This is a genomic window from Verrucomicrobiota bacterium (assembly GCA_034440155.1).
Taxonomy (GTDB): domain Bacteria; phylum Verrucomicrobiota; class Verrucomicrobiia; order JAWXBN01; family JAWXBN01; genus JAWXBN01.
This window is the reverse complement of sequence record JAWXBN010000124.1, coordinates 1-20,534: the sequence shown is the minus strand read 5'-3', so window position 1 is coordinate 20,534 and position 20,534 is coordinate 1. Positions and strand designations below refer to the sequence as shown.

At 46.1% G+C, this 20,534-nt stretch carries 17 protein-coding genes; 4 read left to right on the top strand and 13 right to left on the bottom strand.

Going from position 1 to position 20,534, the window contains the following annotated elements:
• Window positions 1-1,827: ABC transporter ATP-binding protein (locus SGI98_12600; protein MDZ4744242.1), on the top strand; the 1,827-nt coding region annotated here is incomplete at its 5' end.
• A gap of 39 nt (window positions 1,828-1,866) precedes the next feature.
• On the top strand, window positions 1,867-2,331 hold the full coding sequence (locus SGI98_12595) for a Fur family transcriptional regulator (protein ID MDZ4744241.1): 465 nt from the start codon (window positions 1,867-1,869) through the stop codon (window positions 2,329-2,331).
• Here SGI98_12595 and SGI98_12590 read toward each other — a convergent pair.
• The 13 genes from SGI98_12590 to SGI98_12530 form a co-directional block, all read right to left on the bottom strand.
• Window positions 2,328-3,758 carry an efflux transporter outer membrane subunit gene (locus SGI98_12590; GenBank protein MDZ4744240.1) on the bottom strand — a complete coding sequence of 477 codons (1,431 nt, stop codon included), beginning with the start codon at window positions 3,756-3,758 and terminating at the stop codon, window positions 2,328-2,330. The genes SGI98_12595 and SGI98_12590 overlap by 4 nt on opposite strands.
• Window positions 3,751-4,149 (bottom strand): Dabb family protein, encoded by a 399-nt coding sequence (locus SGI98_12585; protein MDZ4744239.1) that lies wholly within the window; start codon window positions 4,147-4,149, stop codon window positions 3,751-3,753. The genes SGI98_12590 and SGI98_12585 overlap by 8 nt, the downstream gene beginning before the upstream one ends.
• 4 nt (window positions 4,150-4,153) lie before the next feature.
• Window positions 4,154-6,145 carry an ABC transporter permease gene (locus tag SGI98_12580; GenBank protein MDZ4744238.1) on the bottom strand — a complete coding sequence of 664 codons (1,992 nt, stop codon included), beginning with the start codon at window positions 6,143-6,145 and terminating at the stop codon, window positions 4,154-4,156.
• 22 nt (window positions 6,146-6,167) lie between these two features.
• A complete protein-coding gene (locus SGI98_12575; GenBank protein ID MDZ4744237.1) occupies window positions 6,168-7,376 on the bottom strand; it encodes an efflux RND transporter periplasmic adaptor subunit in 1,209 nt (402 codons plus the stop codon).
• 54 nt (window positions 7,377-7,430) lie between these two features.
• Window positions 7,431-7,925 carry an FKBP-type peptidyl-prolyl cis-trans isomerase gene (locus SGI98_12570; GenBank protein MDZ4744236.1) on the bottom strand — a complete coding sequence of 165 codons (495 nt, stop codon included), beginning with the start codon at window positions 7,923-7,925 and terminating at the stop codon, window positions 7,431-7,433.
• Window positions 7,926-7,999: 74 nt separating this feature from the next.
• The gene (locus SGI98_12565) at window positions 8,000-8,779 is read right to left on the bottom strand and encodes an alpha/beta hydrolase (GenBank protein ID MDZ4744235.1); all 780 of its coding nucleotides are present in this window, start codon (window positions 8,777-8,779) and stop codon (window positions 8,000-8,002) included.
• Window positions 8,780-8,844: 65 nt separating this feature from the next.
• The gene (locus tag SGI98_12560) at window positions 8,845-9,783 is read right to left on the bottom strand and encodes a 1-phosphofructokinase family hexose kinase (protein ID MDZ4744234.1); all 939 of its coding nucleotides are present in this window, start codon (window positions 9,781-9,783) and stop codon (window positions 8,845-8,847) included.
• Window positions 9,784-10,671: 888 nt separating this feature from the next.
• Entirely contained in the window at window positions 10,672-13,173 is a 2,502-nt protein-coding gene (locus SGI98_12555; protein ID MDZ4744233.1) for a glycoside hydrolase family 38 C-terminal domain-containing protein, read from the bottom strand.
• A gap of 63 nt (window positions 13,174-13,236) precedes the next feature.
• Window positions 13,237-13,452, bottom strand: coding sequence for a translation initiation factor IF-1 (infA, locus tag SGI98_12550; GenBank protein MDZ4744232.1), 216 nt, complete (start codon window positions 13,450-13,452; stop codon window positions 13,237-13,239).
• A gap of 39 nt (window positions 13,453-13,491) precedes the next feature.
• Complete coding sequence (gene argF / locus SGI98_12545) at window positions 13,492-14,442, bottom strand: ornithine carbamoyltransferase (GenBank protein MDZ4744231.1); 951 nt, start codon at window positions 14,440-14,442, stop codon at window positions 13,492-13,494.
• Window positions 14,443-14,475: 33 nt separating this feature from the next.
• The gene (locus tag SGI98_12540; protein MDZ4744230.1) at window positions 14,476-15,735 is read right to left on the bottom strand and encodes an aspartate aminotransferase family protein; all 1,260 of its coding nucleotides are present in this window, start codon (window positions 15,733-15,735) and stop codon (window positions 14,476-14,478) included.
• Entirely contained in the window at window positions 15,732-16,607 is an 876-nt protein-coding gene (gene argB, locus SGI98_12535) for an acetylglutamate kinase (protein ID MDZ4744229.1), read from the bottom strand. Before argB ends, SGI98_12540 begins: the two co-directional genes overlap by 4 nt.
• A gap of 76 nt (window positions 16,608-16,683) precedes the next feature.
• On the bottom strand, window positions 16,684-17,802 hold the full coding sequence (locus tag SGI98_12530) for a S41 family peptidase (GenBank protein MDZ4744228.1): 1,119 nt from the start codon (window positions 17,800-17,802) through the stop codon (window positions 16,684-16,686).
• A gap of 192 nt (window positions 17,803-17,994) precedes the next feature.
• Here SGI98_12530 and SGI98_12525 point away from each other — a divergent pair, with 192 nt between their 5' ends.
• Window positions 17,995-19,710: a cation:proton antiporter gene (locus tag SGI98_12525; GenBank protein MDZ4744227.1), complete on the top strand. Its 1,716-nt coding sequence runs from the start codon at window positions 17,995-17,997 to the stop codon at window positions 19,708-19,710.
• A 79-nt stretch (window positions 19,711-19,789) separates the two neighbouring features.
• A partial coding sequence (gene larE, locus SGI98_12520) for an ATP-dependent sacrificial sulfur transferase LarE (protein MDZ4744226.1) occupies window positions 19,790-20,534 on the top strand: 745 nt, incomplete at its 3' end.

Below are 20,534 nucleotides of genomic sequence, written 5' to 3'. Positions count from 1 at the left end.
TTAAAACCTTACAAAACAAGGTTTATAGCTGGGATAATTTGCGGGATTCTTTATGCGGCATCGAATGCGGGACTCATAGCTGTGACAAAGGTGGTTACCGAGTATATTTTTCCTCCCTCGCAAACATCTAATATGTTGGGACGTCAGGATGAGAATGGATCGGCTAAAAAGGTATTCACCGTATTTCCAGAGTTCGAAAAGCATTTGAATGGGATAAAAGACATGGTGCGATTGAGATTCATGGGATGGCTGCCTGATCCCCAAGAAAAACTAACTTGGACCTCTACATTACTTTTAGCGCTATTAATACCTGGGATCATTGCGATCAGGGGGATATTTAATTATTTGAACGGTTATCTTCTCAGCTGGGTGGGTGTCCGGGTGGTCATGGATATTAGAAATAATCTTTATGAACATATTTTGAATTTATCCATGGCCTTTTATACAAAGAGCTCTACCGGAGACTTGATCTCCAGGATCAATAATGATACAGGACAAATCCAGCGTGCGGTGGTGAATCTGGTGGCAGATCTGGTCAAACAGCCGCTAACCTTGATTGGGGCATTAGTGGCTCTGGTTATGTTGAATCCGACATTATCACTGCTGGCATTCGTTTTTTTCCCATTGTGCCTGCTTCCGATTGTGGTTTACGGGAAAAAGGTCCGTATTGACAGTCGTGCCAGCCAGAAAAACCTCGGTGAATTGCATAGCATTGTGCATGAAAGTTTTACGGGAGTACGTGTGGTAAAAGCATTTTGCCGTGAAGATTATGAAATTGGAAAATTCAAAAATAATTCCAATAGGCTGATTTATCATACGATGAGAATTGTTCGTTCAAATACCATATTAAGCCCGATTATTGAGATGCTGGGGGCCATGGGGGTCAGCATGCTTTTTATCTATATATTCTTGAGTGGAATGGATCCTTCTGACCTTTTTGCATTCATGGCGGGTATGTTTGTGCTTTATAGTCCGACGAAAGCCCTCAGTAAGATCCATCTTACATTACAAAATGCAGCAGCAAGTGCTGAACGCATTTTTGAGATTATTGACCAGAAACAAACGGTGGGAGATAAACCCGGGGCCTCGGTTTTGCCACGTTTCACATCTGATATACAGCTCGAAAATATATCTTTTTGTTATGCCGAGGAAAAAGTGTTAAAAAATATTAACCTAACGATTCCTAAGGGGAAGATTATCGCATTGGTGGGAAGAAGCGGGAGTGGAAAAACGACGATAGGCAATTTGCTCTGCCGCTTTTACGACCCCACGGAAGGAAGGATATTGATTGATGGAACTGATATCAAAGAGGTGATCCAATCATCATTACGCGGGCAGATCGGCATAGTTTCGCAGGAAACGATTCTCTTTAATGACACGATTGCAGCCAACATTGCCTATGGAAAACCTGATGCGACTCATGAACAGATCGTCAGGGCTGCACAAATCGCTCATGCTGAAGGGTTTATTAAAAAAATGCCTCACGGGTATGATTCAAAGGTGGGTGAAAAGGGAATGCAGATATCCGGTGGACAGAGACAGAGAATCGCCATAGCCCGTGCGATCATTACAGATCCGCAAATCCTGATTCTCGACGAGGCGACTTCTGCCTTGGACACAGAGAGTGAGAGGGCGGTACAAAGGGCCCTTGATGAAGCCTGTTTGGGAAGGACAGTGATTTCGATTGCCCACAGGTTAAGCACAATTAAAAATTCCCATGAAATTTATGTCCTCGAAAAAGGGTGTATTGTGGAATCCGGTACCCATGAGGGGTTACTTGCGCAAAAAGGGATTTATGCAGGTCTGTATCAAGACGAAGAAGAATAAGGGATTATCTTGGCGGTAGTCCTGACTGGAAAAAATGTCATGAGTAAATTATCTATGAAAAACATTAATCAATCCGAAAAAGTGGTAATTTCGGCTTTGGATTTCTGTAGGAGTAAATCCCTCAGACGTACCCGTTCATTGGAGGCGCTCCTCCTGTATCTGGCGAAAAACGACCGGCCTGTGTCTTGGGCAAAGCTTGCGGAGGATCCTGATCTTACCGGAACCTGTGATCCTGCAACTATTTTCCGTTTGCTCCGTCGCTTGGAAAAAATCGGTCTTGTCCGTAAACTTGGACTTCATACGAGAAGCATGCATTATTTCTTGAATGCGCCCGGTCACCACCACCGTGACTATTTAATTTGCTCGAATTGTGGTGATATAAAGGATTTGGATATACACTGTCCGGTGAGTAAGCTCGAAGAGGATATTGAAAAGAAATCAGGATTTAAAAATCTTTACCATGAATTAGAATTTTATGGGGTTTGCCCGGATTGCCAAAATTAAGGTTTCTTTTTCTTTTGTTTGTTTACTGGTACCGGGAATGGTTCCGGCGGAGTGGTAAAATCGCCGCCAAGCGCCAGAAAAAGATCCACCCTGTTTTCAAGACGGAGTCGCTTGATGGTCAAAAGGGACGACCGAGAATTGAGCATATTCCGTTGGGCCTCCTGTAATGCGATAATATCGGTTTGGCCTGCTTTATATTGTTCCTCTGCAATTGAATATGCCTGTTTGAGCAGTTGGTATGCCTCGGATTGTAACACCTCCCGTTCTGCAAGCGTATTTTCTTTCACGAGAACAATTTCCACTTCCTTAAAAGCATTTAAAACCAGTTGGGCGTATTCCATAGCCGCAAGTTTTTGTTGGGCTTGGTTAAATTGGATTTGACCAGCGATCCGCCCTCCCTCAAAAATTGGTTGGGTAAGATTCCCGATGATATTCCAGAAGGTTGTTTCATTATCAAAAATACTTTTCAGATTCTCAGATGATGTCCCGATTGATGATGTCAGGCTGATTCTTGGCAGTCGTTCAGCCTTGGCTGAAAAAACCCGATTCTCCGAGGCAAAATACCGCCATTCTGCCGCACGCAGGTCGGGACGTCTCATCAGTAATTCAGACGGAAGTCCTGCAGGTACCTTTGCTATTAATGGAGGGAGTTCCTGATAGCTGCTAATCGTCCCGCCGGGAAACCGGGCCAGAACCACTTCAAGATCACGTTTTGCCTTTTCGAGATTTTCCTTCCGTTGAACAAGATTAATCTCTGAGGCTTTAAGTGTGGCACCGATGAGCTTTACATCAAATTGGGAGGTTGCTCCAAATTTAAAACGTTCTTCTGTCAGATCATAGGTTTGTTTAATGGAGACGACATCGTCTTGGGCGATTTTGACTTGTAATTCGCTTTCTACCAATACAAACCATGATTTAGCAGCCAAACCAGCGAGGGAGAGTCGTGCCCCGGCATAGTCGAGCTGACTGGCGATTGACTCTGCCGCCGCCGCTTTTTTAGTCGCCCGGATTCTTCCCCAAACATCAATTTCCCAACTAAGATTCAAGGAAAGCGCCCCGGAATCGATGGGGTTTAGATCCACCCATGGTTGATCGTTACGTCCTCCTTGCAAGCCCGCATTTGCATGGGGATAAATATCTGCTCCCGCAATTCGGGCATTTGCTTTGGCCGCCTCCATCCGGGCAGCCACGGCTTTAAGGTCGAAGTTTTGAGAGACAGCTTCTTGGGTGATTTCCACTAGTTTTTTATCATTAAAAGTCGTAATCCAATCATTCTGGACCGACCCCTTATTATTATTCCCGGCTGCAGGCCATTGGCCGGGAGTATTGACAGGGCTTTCCGTAGGTTGTTTTTTGGGAAGAGCACACCCGCTTATTGCCAAGGCAAAAAGTACGCAGAGAAAAAATAGGGGGATGTTCTTATTCATTCACAAAATCATAGATGATAAATTTTGAGGCCAAGGGTTTCAAAGTATCTTCATCAGACTTTTTATGGATAGGGTTCTGTTCATAGTTTCTGAGGGCTTGCAAGCTCTCGAACTCCATAGATACGCCCAAATCGTAACTAGAGTCAACGACAGGTCTTTCCGATTGAATCGCAGAACCCACCTGCACGGATTTGACGCCTGGAATTTTTAAACCCCCTTTTGTCGCATTAATTAAAGCATCCCGAGAGTCCGAGGCCGCAGTTTTTTTTAACCAAATGATCGCAATGTGCGTCACTGTTTTTGTTTGTATGGTTTGATCCGAAGCATCAACTCGGGCTACAAGAAATAAAATTAAAATAATGAGGTGAAATGCCAATTTCTGATTCTTCATAAAATCATTCCGAACTCAATGCGATCACGGGATCGAGTTTTGAGGCTTTCCGTGCCGGCCAAAATCCAAAAACGACACCGGTAGAAAACGCGCAGACAAATGCAACAATGATTGGCCAGAGAGTCAATACTGGTTTCGCTTCATTCATCGCAGGCCCATAAAGTGAAGCTCCTACCCCAAGGCCGACACCGATGATTCCTCCGATTAAACAGACAATCACCGATTCACTAAGGAATTGGAGCTGAATATCTTTGCTCCTAGCCCCTGAGGCCATGCGTATGCCTATTTCCCTTGTCCTTTCCACCACATTCACCAACATGATATTCATAACCCCAATGCCTCCAACAAATAGTGAAATTGCGGCGATTGATCCGAGTAAAATAGTAAAAGTTGATTGGGCTTTGATGGCATTATCCAGCATGAGGGCTTGGTTAAATATGCGAAAGTTTTCTTCTTGCCTTATTTTCATGAGCCCAGCACGAATATCTGTTTGGGCTTTGTTCACATTTTTAATGTCATTTACTTTAATGCCTATTTGACTAAGCGAAATGTTGCCAAAAAGCCTTGCACGAGCTGTGGTTAAAGGGATGAGCACGACATCATCTTCCCTGTCTTGGCCGGCAGCGGATCCGCCGCTGACTGTAACGACCCCGATGACCAGGAATGGACTATTATTAATGAGGATATATTTCCCCACCGGATTGATCTCTTCACCAAAAAGTGTATTTGATGCTCGAGCACCGAGGACTACTACAGCTGATGAAGTGCGGTAGTCATGATCATTAAAAAAATGGCCGCGCAGGAGGACTCGGTCCTCTAATTCGAGGAAGTCTGGTGTTAGTCCACTCACTCCTGTCCGGTGGATTTTATCTTGATAGCGGATGAGTTGGTTACCGATGAGCATGGGGACGATATGTTCAATATTATCGATTTTCTTGAGTTCGGTGACATCATTTTCGTTTAATTGTGCTTCTTCGCCCCTATTGGCACCGGGATAAACCCGGAGAATATTGGTGCCCATTTTCGTGATTATTTTCATTAATTCCGTTTTAGCTCCTTCGCCATAAGAGAGCATGGTGATAACTGATGTTACTCCGATAATAATCCCGAGCATTGTTAAAAAAGTCCGGAACAGATTTGCGCGTAGGGAACGGACTCCCGTTTTTGCCGCCTCGATGATATCCGAAAATGGTATACGGGTTGCGCTTGAGGAATTTTTAGTATTAACCGGAAGTTCATGCAAAGGAGTTACCCTGCCTTGCCCATTAAAGTGTGGATTCAATTCGTCAGAAATAATATTTCCATCCATAATCCGGATAATGCGATGGGCATTAGATGCAATGTCCGGGTCGTGGGTAATCAGGATAATTGTCTTTCCGCAGGCGTGGAGCTGGAGCAGTTTATCCATCACCTCAGAGCCGTTGTGGCTATCAAGCGCGCCTGTTGGCTCATCTGCCAAGATAATTTTCGCATCATTAATAAGAGCTCTCGCTATGGCTACACGTTGTTGTTCTCCGCCAGACATTTGCATGGGACGATGGGAATATCTTTTTTCTAAGCCTAAAGAACTCAGGATAGCCATCGCTTTCATATCCCTTTGGCGTTTTGGAACCCCGGCATAAATGGCAGGAACTTCAACATTCTCCAACGCAGAGGCGGTATTCAGGAGATTATATCGTTGAAAGATGAAACCATAAAGTAGGCACCTCTTTTCAGCCCTCTGATCCTCGGTCATTTCTTTAACAGGCTCACCATCGATTAAAAGGTTTCCCGATGAGGCTGTGTCCATTAATCCTAATAAATTCATCAATGTAGTTTTACCAGAGCCTGAAGGACCCATAATAGCCAGGAATTCACCTTCATGAATGACCAAATTGATTCCGTGTAGGACCTCTAGGTGGGAATCGCCGGAAGGATATGATTTTCGAATATCAGATAAAGTCAGTAAGGCTCGGGGTTCTTGGATATCAGGAGTTAAGGAGGCAGACGGGTTCATCGGAGTAAGCCTTGCAGCTGGTTTAACGCCACATAATCCTCGGACGTGGTTTTTTGGAGTCATCCTTGATTGGACCGACGACGACCTCATCACCCTCCTTGAGGCCGGATAAAATTTCAGCATTCAAACGGTTGGTGATCCCTATCTGTACAGGAATAACTTTGACTTGGTCGCCTTTTAGGAGATAGACGGTTTGATTTGTGTCGGGCGAGTTGGGGTTTTTTTTCGGATTCAGGGAGACTTTTTTCTGACTTTTACTGTAGTCCAATGCTTTTAAGGGCATTACAATCACTTGGTTGACTTTAGAAATCAAAAAATAGACTTGTGCGGTCATTCGTGGCATTAATGTGCCCTTATCATTATTTACATTAAAGAGTACATTGTAAAAGACAGGGGCATTTGTTGAGTCAGGGGTGGGTCGCACCTGTGTTACCTTGCCATAATATTTTTGATCAGGATTACCGAGAGTAGTAAAATAAGCCTCCATCCCAGAGGAGATTTTTGAGATGTCAGCTTCCGAGACTTTTGCCTGGATGGTCATGACTGATAAATTAGCCAGGCGCATGAGATTGGGAGTGGTTTGGTTTGCATTGAGAGTCTGGCCTTCACGTGCGAGAATATCAATAACCGTGCCATCAATGGGAGCAAATATCTTCGTGTAACCAAGATTTGCCTGGCTGGCTGCAAGTGTCGCGTCTGCCTGCTTGATTTGGGCCTTAAGGGACTCTAGATTGGCAAGTGCCTGTAGATGAGTAGATTCAGATTCTTGGGCGACTTGTTCGCTTACTGCATTTGCCTTGAGGAGTTTTTGATTGCGGCTATGGGTTTGCCCGGCAAAAGATGCAGCTGCTTCCCTAGAGTCAAGCTGGGCTTTGAGGTTGAGAAGATTAGCCTCATCTTCTTGTACTCGTGCCAGATATAACGCCGGGTCGATTTGTGCCAGTAAATCGCCTTTTTTGACGATGTCGCCGATTTTACAATTGATTTTTTGGAGTGTGCCTGACACTTGCGCCCCGAGATCGACATACTCACTGGGTTCTAGCATACCTGTGGCTGTGACGGCATTTTCGATATCTGCCTTGATGATTGATTCCGTTATCGGGAGCTCATTATCATAGGACGGGTTATTACTGAAATAACGATATATCCCATATCCCGCTATCCCCATTATCAAGAATAATATGAGGGTTTTGACAGGGGTTCTCTTTTTGGAGTGGGAGGAGACTGACATTGGAAAATAGTCACTGTGTGTTAACGCTCCATAACAAGGGGCGCTCATTCTCGATTATTTGACTTGTAAGAGTTCAACTTCAAAAATCAAGGTGGCATCAGGAGGGATACGCCCTGGAATCCCCTTTTTACCATAAGCTAATTTTCCGGGGACTATGAGTTTTCTTTTCCCCCCGACTTTCATTCCTTCAACTCCCTCATCCCAGCCATCGATGACTTCACCCATGCCGAGTTTAAAAACAAACGGGTCGCGACCGATTGAACTGTCAAATACGGTGCCATCTTCAAGTTCCCCCTTGTAATTGACTTTTACCCGGTAACCAACGGTTGCCAGAGCACCATCTCCCACGACGAGGTCGATATATTTAAGACCATTTTTGAGCTCGACAATTTGTGGTTTTCCGTCGGGGGTTTTTGCAGGTGTCGCCGCCACGCTGGTAGATTGGTTTGTTGTTGGTGTGGCTGGCGCGGACGGGGTAGTTGAGCTCTGCGCGGAACCCTGGTTAATCATTGCTAAAGTTATTACACTGATCAAAAGGTATGTTTTCATGAGATGATAGATTACATTGTCCTGACGGAATCGCAAAACCTAAAATTCAAAAGATTTCTATCATTATTACTCGGTCAGCGATGATTGGATAGAAAATCCAATATTTTGGTTAAAACCTCCTTAAAATGAGTCGCTTGAACCAGATGTCCACAATCAGCATAAATCACCAATTCAGAGTTTGAGATGAATTGATGGAGCTTTTCTCCTGTTATTGACGGAATGATACGGTCATTAATTCCAAAAATAATCAATGTAGATTGGTTGATTTGGCGGATTTGTACTTCTGAAAGGATTTCAGTGCGAGTCAGCATTTGATTAATCATGTCTTGAATGGCATCCCTGCGGTTGGCCATGAAGTGATACCAGTCACGCAATATCCATCTATTGAGCACAGGAGGATGATAGATAAGGTATTTCAAGAGGCGGTTCATGTCTTCAGTCTTCTCAGGCAGGAAAATCTCGGGGGGAGGGGGATCAAAGTCGATACCCGCAGGGGCCAGTAGAATGATCTTTTCAATTTGTCCGGGGTGTGTCAGGCAGTAACTCATTGTGATCCATCCACCCATGGAGTTGCCAATGAGCACAGGTTGTTTGATCCCTTGGATTTTAAGGAAGTCATGCACGAGTGCGACATGGTTTTCGATGGATTGCTTGAAATTGACTTTCCGAGATAATCCGAACCCGGGTAAGTCTAGCGAGATCACCTCATGCTGGGAAGATAATGAGATAGCCAGATTGGCAAAGTCTTGTATCGTGCTGCCTCCTAATCCATGGATGAGAACAATTTGTTTCCCATGCCCGCCTCTCCAATAGGTGATATCACCACACGGATGATGCCAGACTTTTTTCTTCAAGCCATGGTACCAAAAGGAAAATCTTTTGCTCCAGATGAGAAGATCGAATGGGCCGGGAATATGCATTAAGAGAAAAGTTGTTTGATTTTGATTTGGGTAAAAAGTTTTTTGATCGCTGAAGCGTCACTGACGGATGATCCCGGACACATAGCTGTAGCTGTCCCACAAGCTACAGCCATCGCAAGTGCCCGGGGTACTCCTCCCCCTTGATCCCAGCCAGCGATTGCCCCGGCAATGGTACTGTCCCCCGCGCCTATCGTACTTTTGATCTGCACTGCGGGGCTACGAGCATGCCATACCCCCTCGGCATTAACCCATAACGCACCATCCGCATCCAAGGTGAGGAGAATGTGGGAGATACCGGTACGGAGTAACTTTCCCGCTGATGCTGCAAATTGCGCGATCGATCTTGGGTTATCCCCGGTTAATCGTGATAACTCATGGCGGTTCGGCTTAACCAAGAAAATCCTTTTCCCATTCCTTTCAAGGAATTTTTTTGATTCACCATCGTAGATAATCTTTGTGCCAATAGCACATGCCTCAGTGATCATTTTGATAAAGATGTTTTCATTTAATCCTGGAGGAAGACTCCCTCCAATCGTTACCCACGATGATGTATTAATGGATTTGGATAGGTGTTTTTTGATTAGTAGAGATTCTTTTAGGCTGATTTTAGGCCCTGAACTATTAATTTTATATTCTTTTAAGTGCGAAGTCCCCACTAAAAGGGTGATATTCTCGCGGGTTTCCCCAGAAATAGGGACCGTGGAGAGACGTAAATGACCTTTATGACAAAGCTCAGAGAATTGATGCCCATTATTACCGCCGAGGACCACGAAAGCCCTATTTTCGATCTTCAAGACATTCAGGACTTTGCTGATATTAATGCCTTTTCCGCCGGGTTCGGGCGGATAAAATTTCGAGAAAACCCGGACATTATGTCGGAGCTTGTCCACAATCAGGGTTTTATCAATAGAAGGATTGAGTGTGATTGTTATAATCATGGATAAACTTGCCCCCTCATGAAATCGGGACACAAAAAAAAGAGAGAGGGGTTACCTCTCTCTTCGATTTATTCAAAAAGAGTAATTACTTTTTCTTTTTTGCGGCTACTTTTTTCTTGGCTGGCGCTTTTTTTGCGGCTTTCTTCACAACTTTCTTAACAGCCTTTTTGACCGCTGATTTTTTAGCTTTTTTAACAGGCATGCATATTCACCCCCTTCGTTCCTCGAAAAGAGGAAGTGCAAGTAATGCTTGCACACAGAGATACATAAAAAATCTTTCATCAATCGTCAATACTAGAGTCACATTCAGGTGAATTATTTTTTACATGTTTATTTTTATTTTCTCCATGATTGAAGAGGGAATTTAAAATGAAAAACACATGTCTTGGTGAGTTTTTTTTAATTTATGAAAAATATTTTTAAAATACACCTGTTTTCAAAAGTGTGATTCATCCTTTATTTACAGCATGATTATGATTTTATATTTTTATTATCTTCATGTTATTTTTCATTTTTTATTTTCTGATGAAATCAACCTTATTGAAGATGAAATATTTTTTAGGGGTTACTAATGATCCCGTGTAGATGAATAAAATATTTTTAAAATATATTTTTAAAAATCATTTTCCTGATACGAATCTCCCTCTTTCAGACATGTAATACTCGGATGTGAAATTGATTTTGATTCTAGCGTCGTGTCGTTTGATGAGTGAAATGATATGAATTTCCATGCTGAAAATGGAAATCCAATACGATACCCACGCCGTATTCCATCCCCCCTCTAAAGGAGGGATGAGATCTTCCTGTTAGAGCTCCGATTAAGCCGGCGGAGTATAAGGTGAACATGTCACCGCGAGCATCCACAGTAAAAACCCGATGACAAATGTACTATTCTTTAATCAAAGTAGTTTCGATCGCTGTCCATTGTCCGCTTTTATTCTTATTTAGCCTAAAAGTCGCGATGGAGTAAGGTTTGATTTCTCCGAGTTTAACCATTTTTCCAAGCCACGAACAAGTTGCCTTTGTTTTCCTCCCGGCGGTTTCTTTGAGGCGGATGATGATGCTTTTCTTGTCAGGAGACGCCTTTAAAGCCAATAAAGATAGATTTTTAGCCTGAATAGAGAGTAAACCGCCAGAGCGAGGCCATTCCCCCTTGCTCGGAGGAGCAATTTGCGTGAAGAGTGGCTGCTCAAGCTGGTCAGATAGTATTTCAAGATTCATCTCATCAGTGGTCAGAATGAATTTGAATTGGTGTTCACCCAAATCCTGGACGGCTGCCCAAGGAAGTCCTTCCGCAGAGATATTATCACTCTGGGCGTATCTGCTTGAACGGAGAAGTGAAGCCCTGAAAAGGTTATCTTTGATGTCGAACCCGTATATCGAGTCACTGGCAAAACCCAAAAACCCCTTGGCTGAATCAATCTTCACCCATCGACCACCAGGCACCTCGCCACTTGGTCCCCGTTTTACTGTGCCACCGGGCACCTCAAATTCCGCACTTTGCGTATCACAAGGCAGGATCATTTTTAAACGGGCAGCTCGTTCATTCCACAAAACGCGGGCATGGCAATCAATGGCATCCCGGTCAGCATAAAGGCTGATGGTTAAATCAATACCTGAGTAACCAGCAATATATTTCACCCAGAGAGTTGCTTTTTCAGGGCCTTGGTCCAGGATTTTCACATCGGAGATATGCCATTGATGGATGACTTTAGAGACATCAATGGATTCGGCCTCTTCAAAGTGGCCACCCCAAGAGCCGAAGACATCTTCAAAAGTCTGAAAAGTCAGACCGTCATGGTCAAAGAGACTCTTACCGTTTTTAGTAATTTGAAGTCCTCGTTTTCCCTTATGAGCTTCGATCCGGATATCCTCCGAGCAAATTGCGTGGCCATTTTCGCCCCAGACCCCGTGTGACATGCGTGTGGGATTCTCAGAGCCCTCGACCCAGCCAGCTTCGACGACAGTCCATCCAAAAGCCGGGATTTTGACGGGGACGACAAGTTTTGTACGCCAAGCGTCCTGTGGAAAGAAAAGATGGTCAACGGCTATTTTTTGATGGGGTAAGACTTTGCCATTTGCATCAGTGACACGGACGGGGACCTCACTGGCTTTTGTGCGGTAAGCCCATACGGGACGATAATCGAGATTGATTTCGAATTCGACCGGTCCGGAATATTCATAGGGATGAGGATTCCAGATAACGATGGGAACAGCGCTGGGGAAGTTCCCTTCAGGTTTATTGACCGTTGTGTCGATTTTTTCACTCAGGAGGTTTAATGCGTGGAATTCTTCCTTTTGCGCTAGGTGAAAGGCCATGCTCGTCCAAGCCGATTGATCGATATAAGTGCGTTCCACACTGGAGCCCGGGAGAATATCGTGGAAAGAGTTAAAAAGGATCGACTCCCAAGCTGTATCAAGCTTGTTGCGTACCGTTTTCTTGTCCTCAACCGCGGCGGAAATGGCAGTAGCTGTATTTTCAGCACGCATAACCTCATTCTCTGCTTTTCGGTAAAGGTTCTTGAATCGGCCCATGGATACATAACATCCCCGCAAACAATAGCCGAGGTCACCTTTATGGGTGGGGAGAAAGTTCTCACCTTTTTGCAGGGCTTCTTCCTGGAGATCATCGATCAGGCGGTGGAGCCCGGAATAGATGACTTCTACTTCAGGATGTGATTCTTTCCATTTTTCAATGTCCAGAATGTGTTCACGGATGGGGCCACCGCCATGGTTACCGAGGCCGAAGTAAACAGAGCAATTTGTCAGGTTGAATTTGGAATAGTGTTCTAAAGCAATGTCGAGTCTCTTCCCCATCTCATCACGTTCACAACCATACCAACCTGTTTCATTCCGGTAGCTGAGGATTTTTTGTCCACTCGGGGCTTCCCACCAGAAGGCGGGTTCGGGCAGTGGCATATATTCCCTTTGGGGACGTCCGAAACAATAGGCATCGAAACCTGATGCGAGTAAGATCTCCGGTAGTCCCGCACTATGACCAAAGGAATCAGCTGCCCAAGCCACATTCACCTTTTGCCCGAAAGTTTCGAGGAAGTAACGTTGGCCTTTTTGATAATGACGAATGAAAGTTTCCGTTTGCGGGAGATTCGTGTCTGGTTGGATATAGGATCCGCCTACACAATCCCATCTTCCTGCCTTGACCATTTTTTTAATGCGCTTGAATGTCGCAGGGTCGTATTTTTCCAGATGTTCGTAAATCGCTGATTCACCACGGATAAAGGTCAATTGGGGGAATTCATCCATCAGGTCCAAGACCGTGCGGCAAGTAGTGATGGCCTCATTCATGCCTTCACGCCAGTCCCATAACCAGACAGGATCAAGATGGGCATTTGGGATCAGGTGGAAACGGAATTTTGCAGGTGTGCTCATAAGGACTCTATTCCTACAAAACACCCCTGTCTTGTCGAATCAAATCCGGAAGAGACATACAGGCTACATCCTGTAGGTGATGCGTGCCTTAGTCAGATCGTAAGGGGACATCTCGAGGGAGACTCTGTCACCGATACCGATCCGGATAAAATGTTTACGCATCTTGCCCGATATGTGGGCGAGTACCTCATGGCCTTGCGAGAGCTTCACACGGAACATTGTCCCTGCGAGCACCTGCGTCACCACACCTTCCATTTGAATCACGTCGTCTTTGGCCATAAATTTGAGATTGTATTGCTAGCTTGATTTGCCGATTTATCAAGCCTCTTTCTTCATCAGGCTCAAGATAGCCTTCTGGACATGGAGCCGATTTTCCGCTTGGTTGAAAATTGTGGCGGCGTTTTTCTCGAAACATCCTTCGCTAATTTCCTTCCCGCGATAGGCGGGTAAACAGTGCATGACGGCGGTGTCTTTGCCTGTTTTTGCGAGCAATTCATCATTTATCTGGTAGTCGCCCAGCTCATCGATTCGTTCCTGAGCTTCAGATTCTTTGCCCATCGAGACCCAGACATCCGTATAAAGCATGTCGGCACCTTGTACGGCGGCGGTTAAGTCTTCAGTTAGAATAATTTTTGCTCCTGGCACGGACAATTTGCGCGCCCGATCGAGAATCAGCGCTGAGGGTTGGTATTTTTTCGGAGCTGCCAAACGCAGTTCAAAACCCAATTTCGCCGCTGCAAATACCCACGAGACAGGCACATTACAGGCGGCATCCCCGATAAACGTGATGACACAGTTTTTGATTAAATCCTCGACATGGCCTTTTTCGCCTCGTTTACGCAGGATCTCACCGAAGGTGAAAATATCAGTCAGGATCTGGCAGGGGTGTTCATCATCAGTCAGTGCGTTAATTGTCGGGATATTGCCATACTGCGCAAATTGCTCCACATCCGCTTGGGCAAATGTGCGGATGATAGCCCCGTGGATCATACGTCCCAAGACACGGGCGGTGTCCTTTATCGGTTCACCGCGGCCGAGCTGTATGTCATTGGCATTCAGGAAAAGGGCTTCCCCTCCTAGCTCGCGGACACCGACTTCAAATGAGACACGTGTGCGTGTCGATGATTTGGAGAAAATCAAACCCCAAGTCTGCCCTTTAAGTGGTTGGGAGGAATGTGATCCCCGCTCCTTCTTTACAATTTCAGACAAGGCAAAGACTTCTTTGAAATCTTCCAGTTCCATTGTTTCAAGCGAAAGTAAATGATTCATGACGAGTGACTCCTTTTGATTTAGGGGAAATGATTATGCACCCGGTTTCAGGACAGAAGAAATGATGCCAAAGGCTTCATCGATTTCTTCGCGGGTGGTGTTATAGGCGGGTAAGAGTCTGATCCGGTGTGTTCCAGACGGAATCACAATTAATCCCTTTTCCATCAAGGCGGTAATGACGGGTTTAGCTTCCTGAGTAAGCTCAATACCAATCAGGAATCCGAATCCGCGAACGGTCTTGATCGCATTGTGTCCGGTTAAAGTGCGCAATTTGCCCAAGAGGTATTCACCATTGGTATTAATATTCTCTACAAGATTTTCTTTTTCGATGATTTTAATCACACTCAAAGAGGCCGCACAAGCCAGGGGGTTTCCCCCATAAGTCGTGCCATGCATGCCGGGTCGGAGTGAGTCCTGGTACTTTTTACGGATCCAGAAGCATCCGATGGGGAAACCACCACCGAGGGATTTTGCCATGGAAACTGCATCGGGGATAAACTTTTCAGCGTCAGGATGGCCTTCTAGGATTTTTTCATAGCTCTGGAATTTGCCCGTCCGCCAAAAACCGCACTGCACAGCATCGATCATGAGGAGTATTCCGTGTTTATCGCACAATTTGCGCAGGCCCAGAAGGTATTCGGCTGTGGCCGGTATGATTCCAATCTCGCCTTGGATCCCCTCGATCAAGATGGCGGCTGTCCGTGGGGTGATGGCTTTTTCCGCTGCTTCAAGGTCGTTATAGGGGACATGGACAAATCCGGGTACGGCAGGATCAAACCCCTTTTTGATTTTTTCCTGCCCCGTCGCCGCAATACCAGCCATAGTCCGGCCATGGAAAGAGTCGAGGGCTGTAATGATCTCGTACCTTCTCTCGTCACCCTCTTTGCTTTTGGCATTAGCTGCGATCCGAGCGAGTTTATAAAGGCCTTCATTAGCTTCCGCACCGGAATTACAGAAAAAGATTTTGCCCGGGCCCATGAGTTTAACGAGTTTCTTGGCTAGTTTCCCCTGGGATTCGGTATAATAGAGGTTAGAGACGTGAATGAGTTGTTTGGCCTGCTTGGCAATCGCACGTGCCATGGCCGGGTGTGCGTGACCGAGGCAATCGACAGCGATCCCACCTCCGAAATCCAGATACCCCTTTCCATTAATATCCCATACCCTGCGACCGTCACCTTTGGTCAATACAAGGGGAGTCCTTCCATAACTAGGAACGACATATTTCTCGAAGTCATTAAGGATTTTTTGTTCCGCAGGATTTGCGGGTGGAGTGGGGGTCTGTGTCGTAGTCATGATTTAAGGATTTGAGTGCCGATTCCGGAGTCGGTGAATATCTCTAAGAGCATGGAGTGGGGAATGCGTCCGTCGATAAGATGGATCTTTTCCACCCCACTTTCCAAGGCTTTGATGCAGGAATTAACTTTCGGCAGCATCCCCCCGGAGATGACCCCGCTTTTTTTCAGGTCTTGAATTTCTTTGATGTTTAATGTCGGGATAACCGAGTTCGCATCTTTCGGGTCGAGCATAATACCATTTACATCCGAGATAAAAATCAGTTTTTTAGCCTCTACCGCGATGGCTGTCTGGGCGGCGGCGACGTCAGCATTAATATTATAGACCTCGCCTTGTTTACTTTTGGCTACAGGGGAAATGCAGGGGACGATTTCCTGGTGGATCAGATCCATGAGTGTGGCTGCCTTGACGCGGTGAACCTCCCCGACGAATCCAATATCGACTTTTTGGCCGTCAGTCTTTTCTAGCCACATTTTATCCGCCTCGAAAATATCTTTTCCGGAAAGTCCTTTTGCTTTGCCACCCAAACGCATGATTTTATCCACAATGGCGGGATTAATCACGTTTGAGAGCACACTATCCACAATATCAATGGAGGCTTTGTCTGTGACCCTCATGCCTTCGATAAATTCAGGTTTTAATCCGGCTTTTTGCATTTCGGCGGAAATGGCTTTGCCTCCCCCGTGAACGATCACGGGGTTAATCCCGACAGCCTCGAGAAAAACAATATCCCGTAAGGTACTCTCGACGAGCAGGGGATCTTCCATGGCGGCTCCACCGTATTTAATGACGACGGTTTGTCCCCGTAATTTCTGGATATACGGGAGAGCCTCGATCAGGGTCGCTGCCTTGTATTTGATTTCATTAAGCATAACAGATCAAAATCCTGGATTTTTTGGAAAGGGTGGATCCTATCCATTTAAGCCTGTATTGCAAGCTTCGGAATTGTTACTTTTGCGTGGGGGTAGAGGGATTAAGCACTTGAATCCCCTTGATTACGTCAATGGCGCGCTGGAGGCAACGGTCTCGGGGAGCGGTTGTTGCCGGTTCTACGGTTTTATTTTCCTTCTTCTTATTATTAGCCGCCTCGATCATATTATCGATTTCAGGGTTTTCATTCCGGACAAGGCTGGCCTCCGTCAATCGTTTGCGACTATCGGTCTCTATAATCCATTCGGAAATGTTGTTTTTGGTAGCGGCTTGGACAAGAATCATCCTTTCCGTTTCAAGGGCGGGGTCAACGCTAATATCGGGTTGGATGCCTTTGGGGAAAATGGGGGTGCCATGGGATGAAAGTGCCATTTCCGTGGCAATCCGAAGCCAACGCCCATTTTTGAGCTGCATATCATTATAGAGAGCGGCTTTACCGGAAGATTGGCTCCCGACGAGTAATCCGCGGTTTTGCTCTTTCAAGCTAAAGGCAAATGTCTCCGGAGCCCCGGATGTATCACTATTGATCAAGATCATGACCGGGATGTCCAGATTTGACTTAGGATTTTGGGCGGTGACATAAGTGCGCGTTACGACATTCTGGGCATTTTGAAGTTTAAAAAGATTCCTCCCTGGACCGACGAAAAATGAAGCGGCTTCTGCAGCGGCTTTAAAGTCTACACTTTTCGAAAATCGTGTATCGATGATAAAGCCTTTGGTTGTTACAGGCATTTTGCTCACGGCATCTTCGAGTATTTTGATGGATTCCGGGCTGAAGTCCGCCAAATAAACATAGGATATATCTCCTGGCATGAGTTCGCTGCGGGAAGGGGAGGGGCCTGGCTGATTTACTAGCTCGGGTTTTTTATCGGAAACTTCGAGTCCAGGCGAGAGGCTAGCCACGATTCCTGCTAGTGCAGCGGCATCTAGACTCGCATCGGTCACGGCGGAGGGCATGGCAAATTTAGACTTCAGGATGCCGACGACTTCACTGAGCTCTGTGTCGTTTAATCCCTTTTTGACGGAAATGGCTGCCTCCGTCTGTTTTTTCGGGCTTTGGGCGTGCATGAACACAGCCGGGGCGGCCATGAAGATCAAAAAAACCGTTATATATATGGGAGGGAATAATCTTCTCATAGCGGGATGACATTTACACCCTAGCTTTTTTTGGCCCTTCGTAAAACTTTTTTTATACCGGATCACGGTTCAGAGACGGATTTTCCACTTTTGGCAGCCTGTTTTTCCGAGCAAATTGCTTTGAGTCGTGTTTGAATTTCTTTGAATAAGGGTTTTCAAGGGGCGGGGAACTTGCTATTCCTAGCCACTCTTATGGAGGAGACCTCGGTATTTGCCAGTTTAGCGATTATGATTGCTGCCACAGTGCTGGTGGCATTGGTATTCCACCGCCTTCGGCAGTCGATGATTATCGCCTATTTTGTCAGTGGAGTGGTTATTGGACCGGGTTGCTTGAATTTTGTCCATGACGAGGAGTTGATTTCGTTAATGGCCGAGGTAGGGGTAATCGTGCTGATGTTTACCCTAGGAATCGAATTCTCGCTAGCGAAACTCAAGCGTTTGAAGCATGCCGCTTTGCGCGGGGGGACTTTTTATGTTTTCAGTTTAATGGGCGGGGCCTTGGCCGTGGTTTACTCGATGCAACAAATCTTTGCCCACGGTTCCCTCGGGATGGGGTTGATTTTGGGGTTAGTCCTAGCCATGAGCAGTACGGCTATCGCTATCCGTATGCTTGACGAAAGCGGGCAGATTAATACGGCCCAAGCACAGTTAGCGATCGGAACGAGTATTTTCCAGGATATCATTGTAGTCCCAGCCATGATCATCATTCCTGCCGTGATTTCCGGCGGGGATAATGTAACAGGAACCCTCTGGATGGCCTTTGTTAAAGCCGTTCTTTTCCTTTTATTTGCGTATCTCTTAGCTAAATTCGTCATCCCTTTTATCCTGGAATATGTCGCTGACACGCGGAGCCGTGAGCTTTTTACGATAATGGTGCTCGGGTTATGTCTGGGGATTGCTTTTGTGGGGAATTTGCTCGGGTTATCCCTTGCATTGGGTGCCTTTGTCGCGGGGTTAGTCGTCAGCGAATCCATTTATAGTCATAAAATCCTTGCGGATATCCTGCCGTTTAAAGATTTTTTTCTCAGTATTTTCTTTGTTTCCGCGGGTATGTTGTTGAATACGGAATTCCTTTTCACTCATCTCGGGTGGGTACTCTTGATTGCAGGGCTGGCTATTCTGTCGAAGTATATTATCGGGTTTATCGGAGGATTATTAAGTGGGTACACCCCCCGGGTGAGTTCCATCGCTTCCATGTCATTGGCGACCGTAGGGGAGTTCTCGTTTGTCCTTTTACAATGGGGAAAATCAAAGGGGTATATCGGGGACGATTTGTTCCAGCTTTTACTTTCTGTCACATTGGTGACAATGGGGGTGGTACCTATCCTATGGAAATGGGCGATGCCATTAGCCAAATGGATGGAGAAATTACCCTTTATCAATAGTGTCCATGGTTCCCCAATGTCATTCCACGAGACTGTCGAGGAACTGAATAACCACGCCATTATTTGTGGGTGCGGCCCGGTGGGACAGAAGCTAGTGGATTATTTTAAAGCGACGCATAAACCCTTCCTCGTGCTTGAAATGAATGCGGGCACTGTGAAAGCCCTCCGACAGGATGGGGTTTTTGCGCTTTATGCCGATGCAGCCCAGACCGAGACACATAGCCTCGCGAGGACAAAAGAAGCGCGTTCCCTGATTATTACAATTCCTGACATGGACATAGCCTCGGCCATTGTGACCACCGCCCGGAAAATCAACAGGAACCTCTATATTGTGGCCCGGGTTAAATTTTCCGCTCAAGCCGAGGCATTACAAAAGCTCGGTGTGGACTCTGTAATCCTGGATGAACGAGAAGCCGGGCTCGAGGTTCTCCGCCGGATTATGGTGCGTGAAGGTGATGATCCCTTGGATGCCATCAAGGAAATCAGGGAACTCAGGATCGCCGAGGGAGATGGGATCATCTAGGAGTTATTCTGGAATGTCGCAAATCCAGGAGTAGTTTTTATCTTCACCCACCACCGAGGTTTACGGAAAGAATATAATCATGACACAAACACTCGAAAAGCTGGAAGCTCTGAAGAGCAAATTGCACGGGATGGGGCGTGTGCTTTTGGCTTACTCAGGAGGAGTGGACAGTTCATTTTTACTCAAAGTGGCTCATGACTGCCTCGGTGCAAATTGTCTGGGCATCATTGCAGACAGTCCCAGTATCCCCCGGCGGGAACTTGATGACGCCGTGCGCCTGGCAAAAGAAATCGGGGCCCACCTCAGGATTGTGAAAACTGGGGAGCTTGAGAATGGGGATTATGCGGACAATCCCCCGAATCGTTGTTATTTTTGTAAACATGAACTTTTTGACCAGATGACGCAAATTGCGCAGGCTGAGAAATGGGATACACTTGTTTATGGTGAAATGGCCGATGATGTGGGCGATTTCAGGCCGGGTGCAGCCGCTGCTGTGGAATTTGCCGTTCGTGCCCCGTTGAAGGAGGTCGGGATGACCAAAGTGGAGATCCGGGCTTTGAGTAAACAATTAGACCTTCCTACCGCCGATAAACCGGCCATGGCTTGTCTCTCATCACGTATTCCCCATGGTGAACCCGTCACGCAGGAGGTGCTGGGTATGATTGAAATGGCTGAGGAATTCCTGTCTTCGCTGGGGTTCCACGAATTTCGTGTCCGCCACCACCGGATGAGCGGGAATGGGATGGCCTTGGCGCGGCTGGAACTCGCCCCTGATGAGTTGGCCCGAGCCACAGATCCTGTCATGCGAGGGGAAATTGCGGCGG

What these genes read in the sequence shown, in the direction of transcription:
- SGI98_12595 (MDZ4744241.1), top strand. Translation starts at nt 1,867, where the DNA reads ATGAGTAAATTATCTATGAAAAACATTAATCAATCCGAAAAAGTGGTA.
- SGI98_12590 (MDZ4744240.1), bottom strand. Translation starts at nt 3,758, where the DNA reads ATGAATAAGAACATCCCCCTATTTTTTCTCTGCGTACTTTTTGCCTTG.
- SGI98_12585 (MDZ4744239.1), bottom strand. Translation starts at nt 4,149, where the DNA reads ATGAAGAATCAGAAATTGGCATTTCACCTCATTATTTTAATTTTATTT.
- SGI98_12580 (MDZ4744238.1), bottom strand. Translation starts at nt 6,145, where the DNA reads ATGAACCCGTCTGCCTCCTTAACTCCTGATATCCAAGAACCCCGAGCC.
- SGI98_12575 (MDZ4744237.1), bottom strand. Translation starts at nt 7,376, where the DNA reads ATGTCAGTCTCCTCCCACTCCAAAAAGAGAACCCCTGTCAAAACCCTC.
- SGI98_12570 (MDZ4744236.1), bottom strand. Translation starts at nt 7,925, where the DNA reads ATGAAAACATACCTTTTGATCAGTGTAATAACTTTAGCAATGATTAAC.
- SGI98_12560 (MDZ4744234.1), bottom strand. Translation starts at nt 9,783, where the DNA reads ATGATTATAACAATCACACTCAATCCTTCTATTGATAAAACCCTGATT.
- SGI98_12555 (MDZ4744233.1), bottom strand. Translation starts at nt 13,173, where the DNA reads ATGAGCACACCTGCAAAATTCCGTTTCCACCTGATCCCAAATGCCCAT.
- infA (MDZ4744232.1), bottom strand. Translation starts at nt 13,452, where the DNA reads ATGGCCAAAGACGACGTGATTCAAATGGAAGGTGTGGTGACGCAGGTG.
- argF (MDZ4744231.1), bottom strand. Translation starts at nt 14,442, where the DNA reads ATGAATCATTTACTTTCGCTTGAAACAATGGAACTGGAAGATTTCAAA.
- SGI98_12540 (MDZ4744230.1), bottom strand. Translation starts at nt 15,735, where the DNA reads ATGACTACGACACAGACCCCCACTCCACCCGCAAATCCTGCGGAACAA.
- argB (MDZ4744229.1), bottom strand. Translation starts at nt 16,607, where the DNA reads ATGCTTAATGAAATCAAATACAAGGCAGCGACCCTGATCGAGGCTCTC.
- SGI98_12530 (MDZ4744228.1), bottom strand. Translation starts at nt 17,802, where the DNA reads ATGAGAAGATTATTCCCTCCCATATATATAACGGTTTTTTTGATCTTC.
- SGI98_12525 (MDZ4744227.1), top strand. Translation starts at nt 17,995, where the DNA reads ATGGAGGAGACCTCGGTATTTGCCAGTTTAGCGATTATGATTGCTGCC.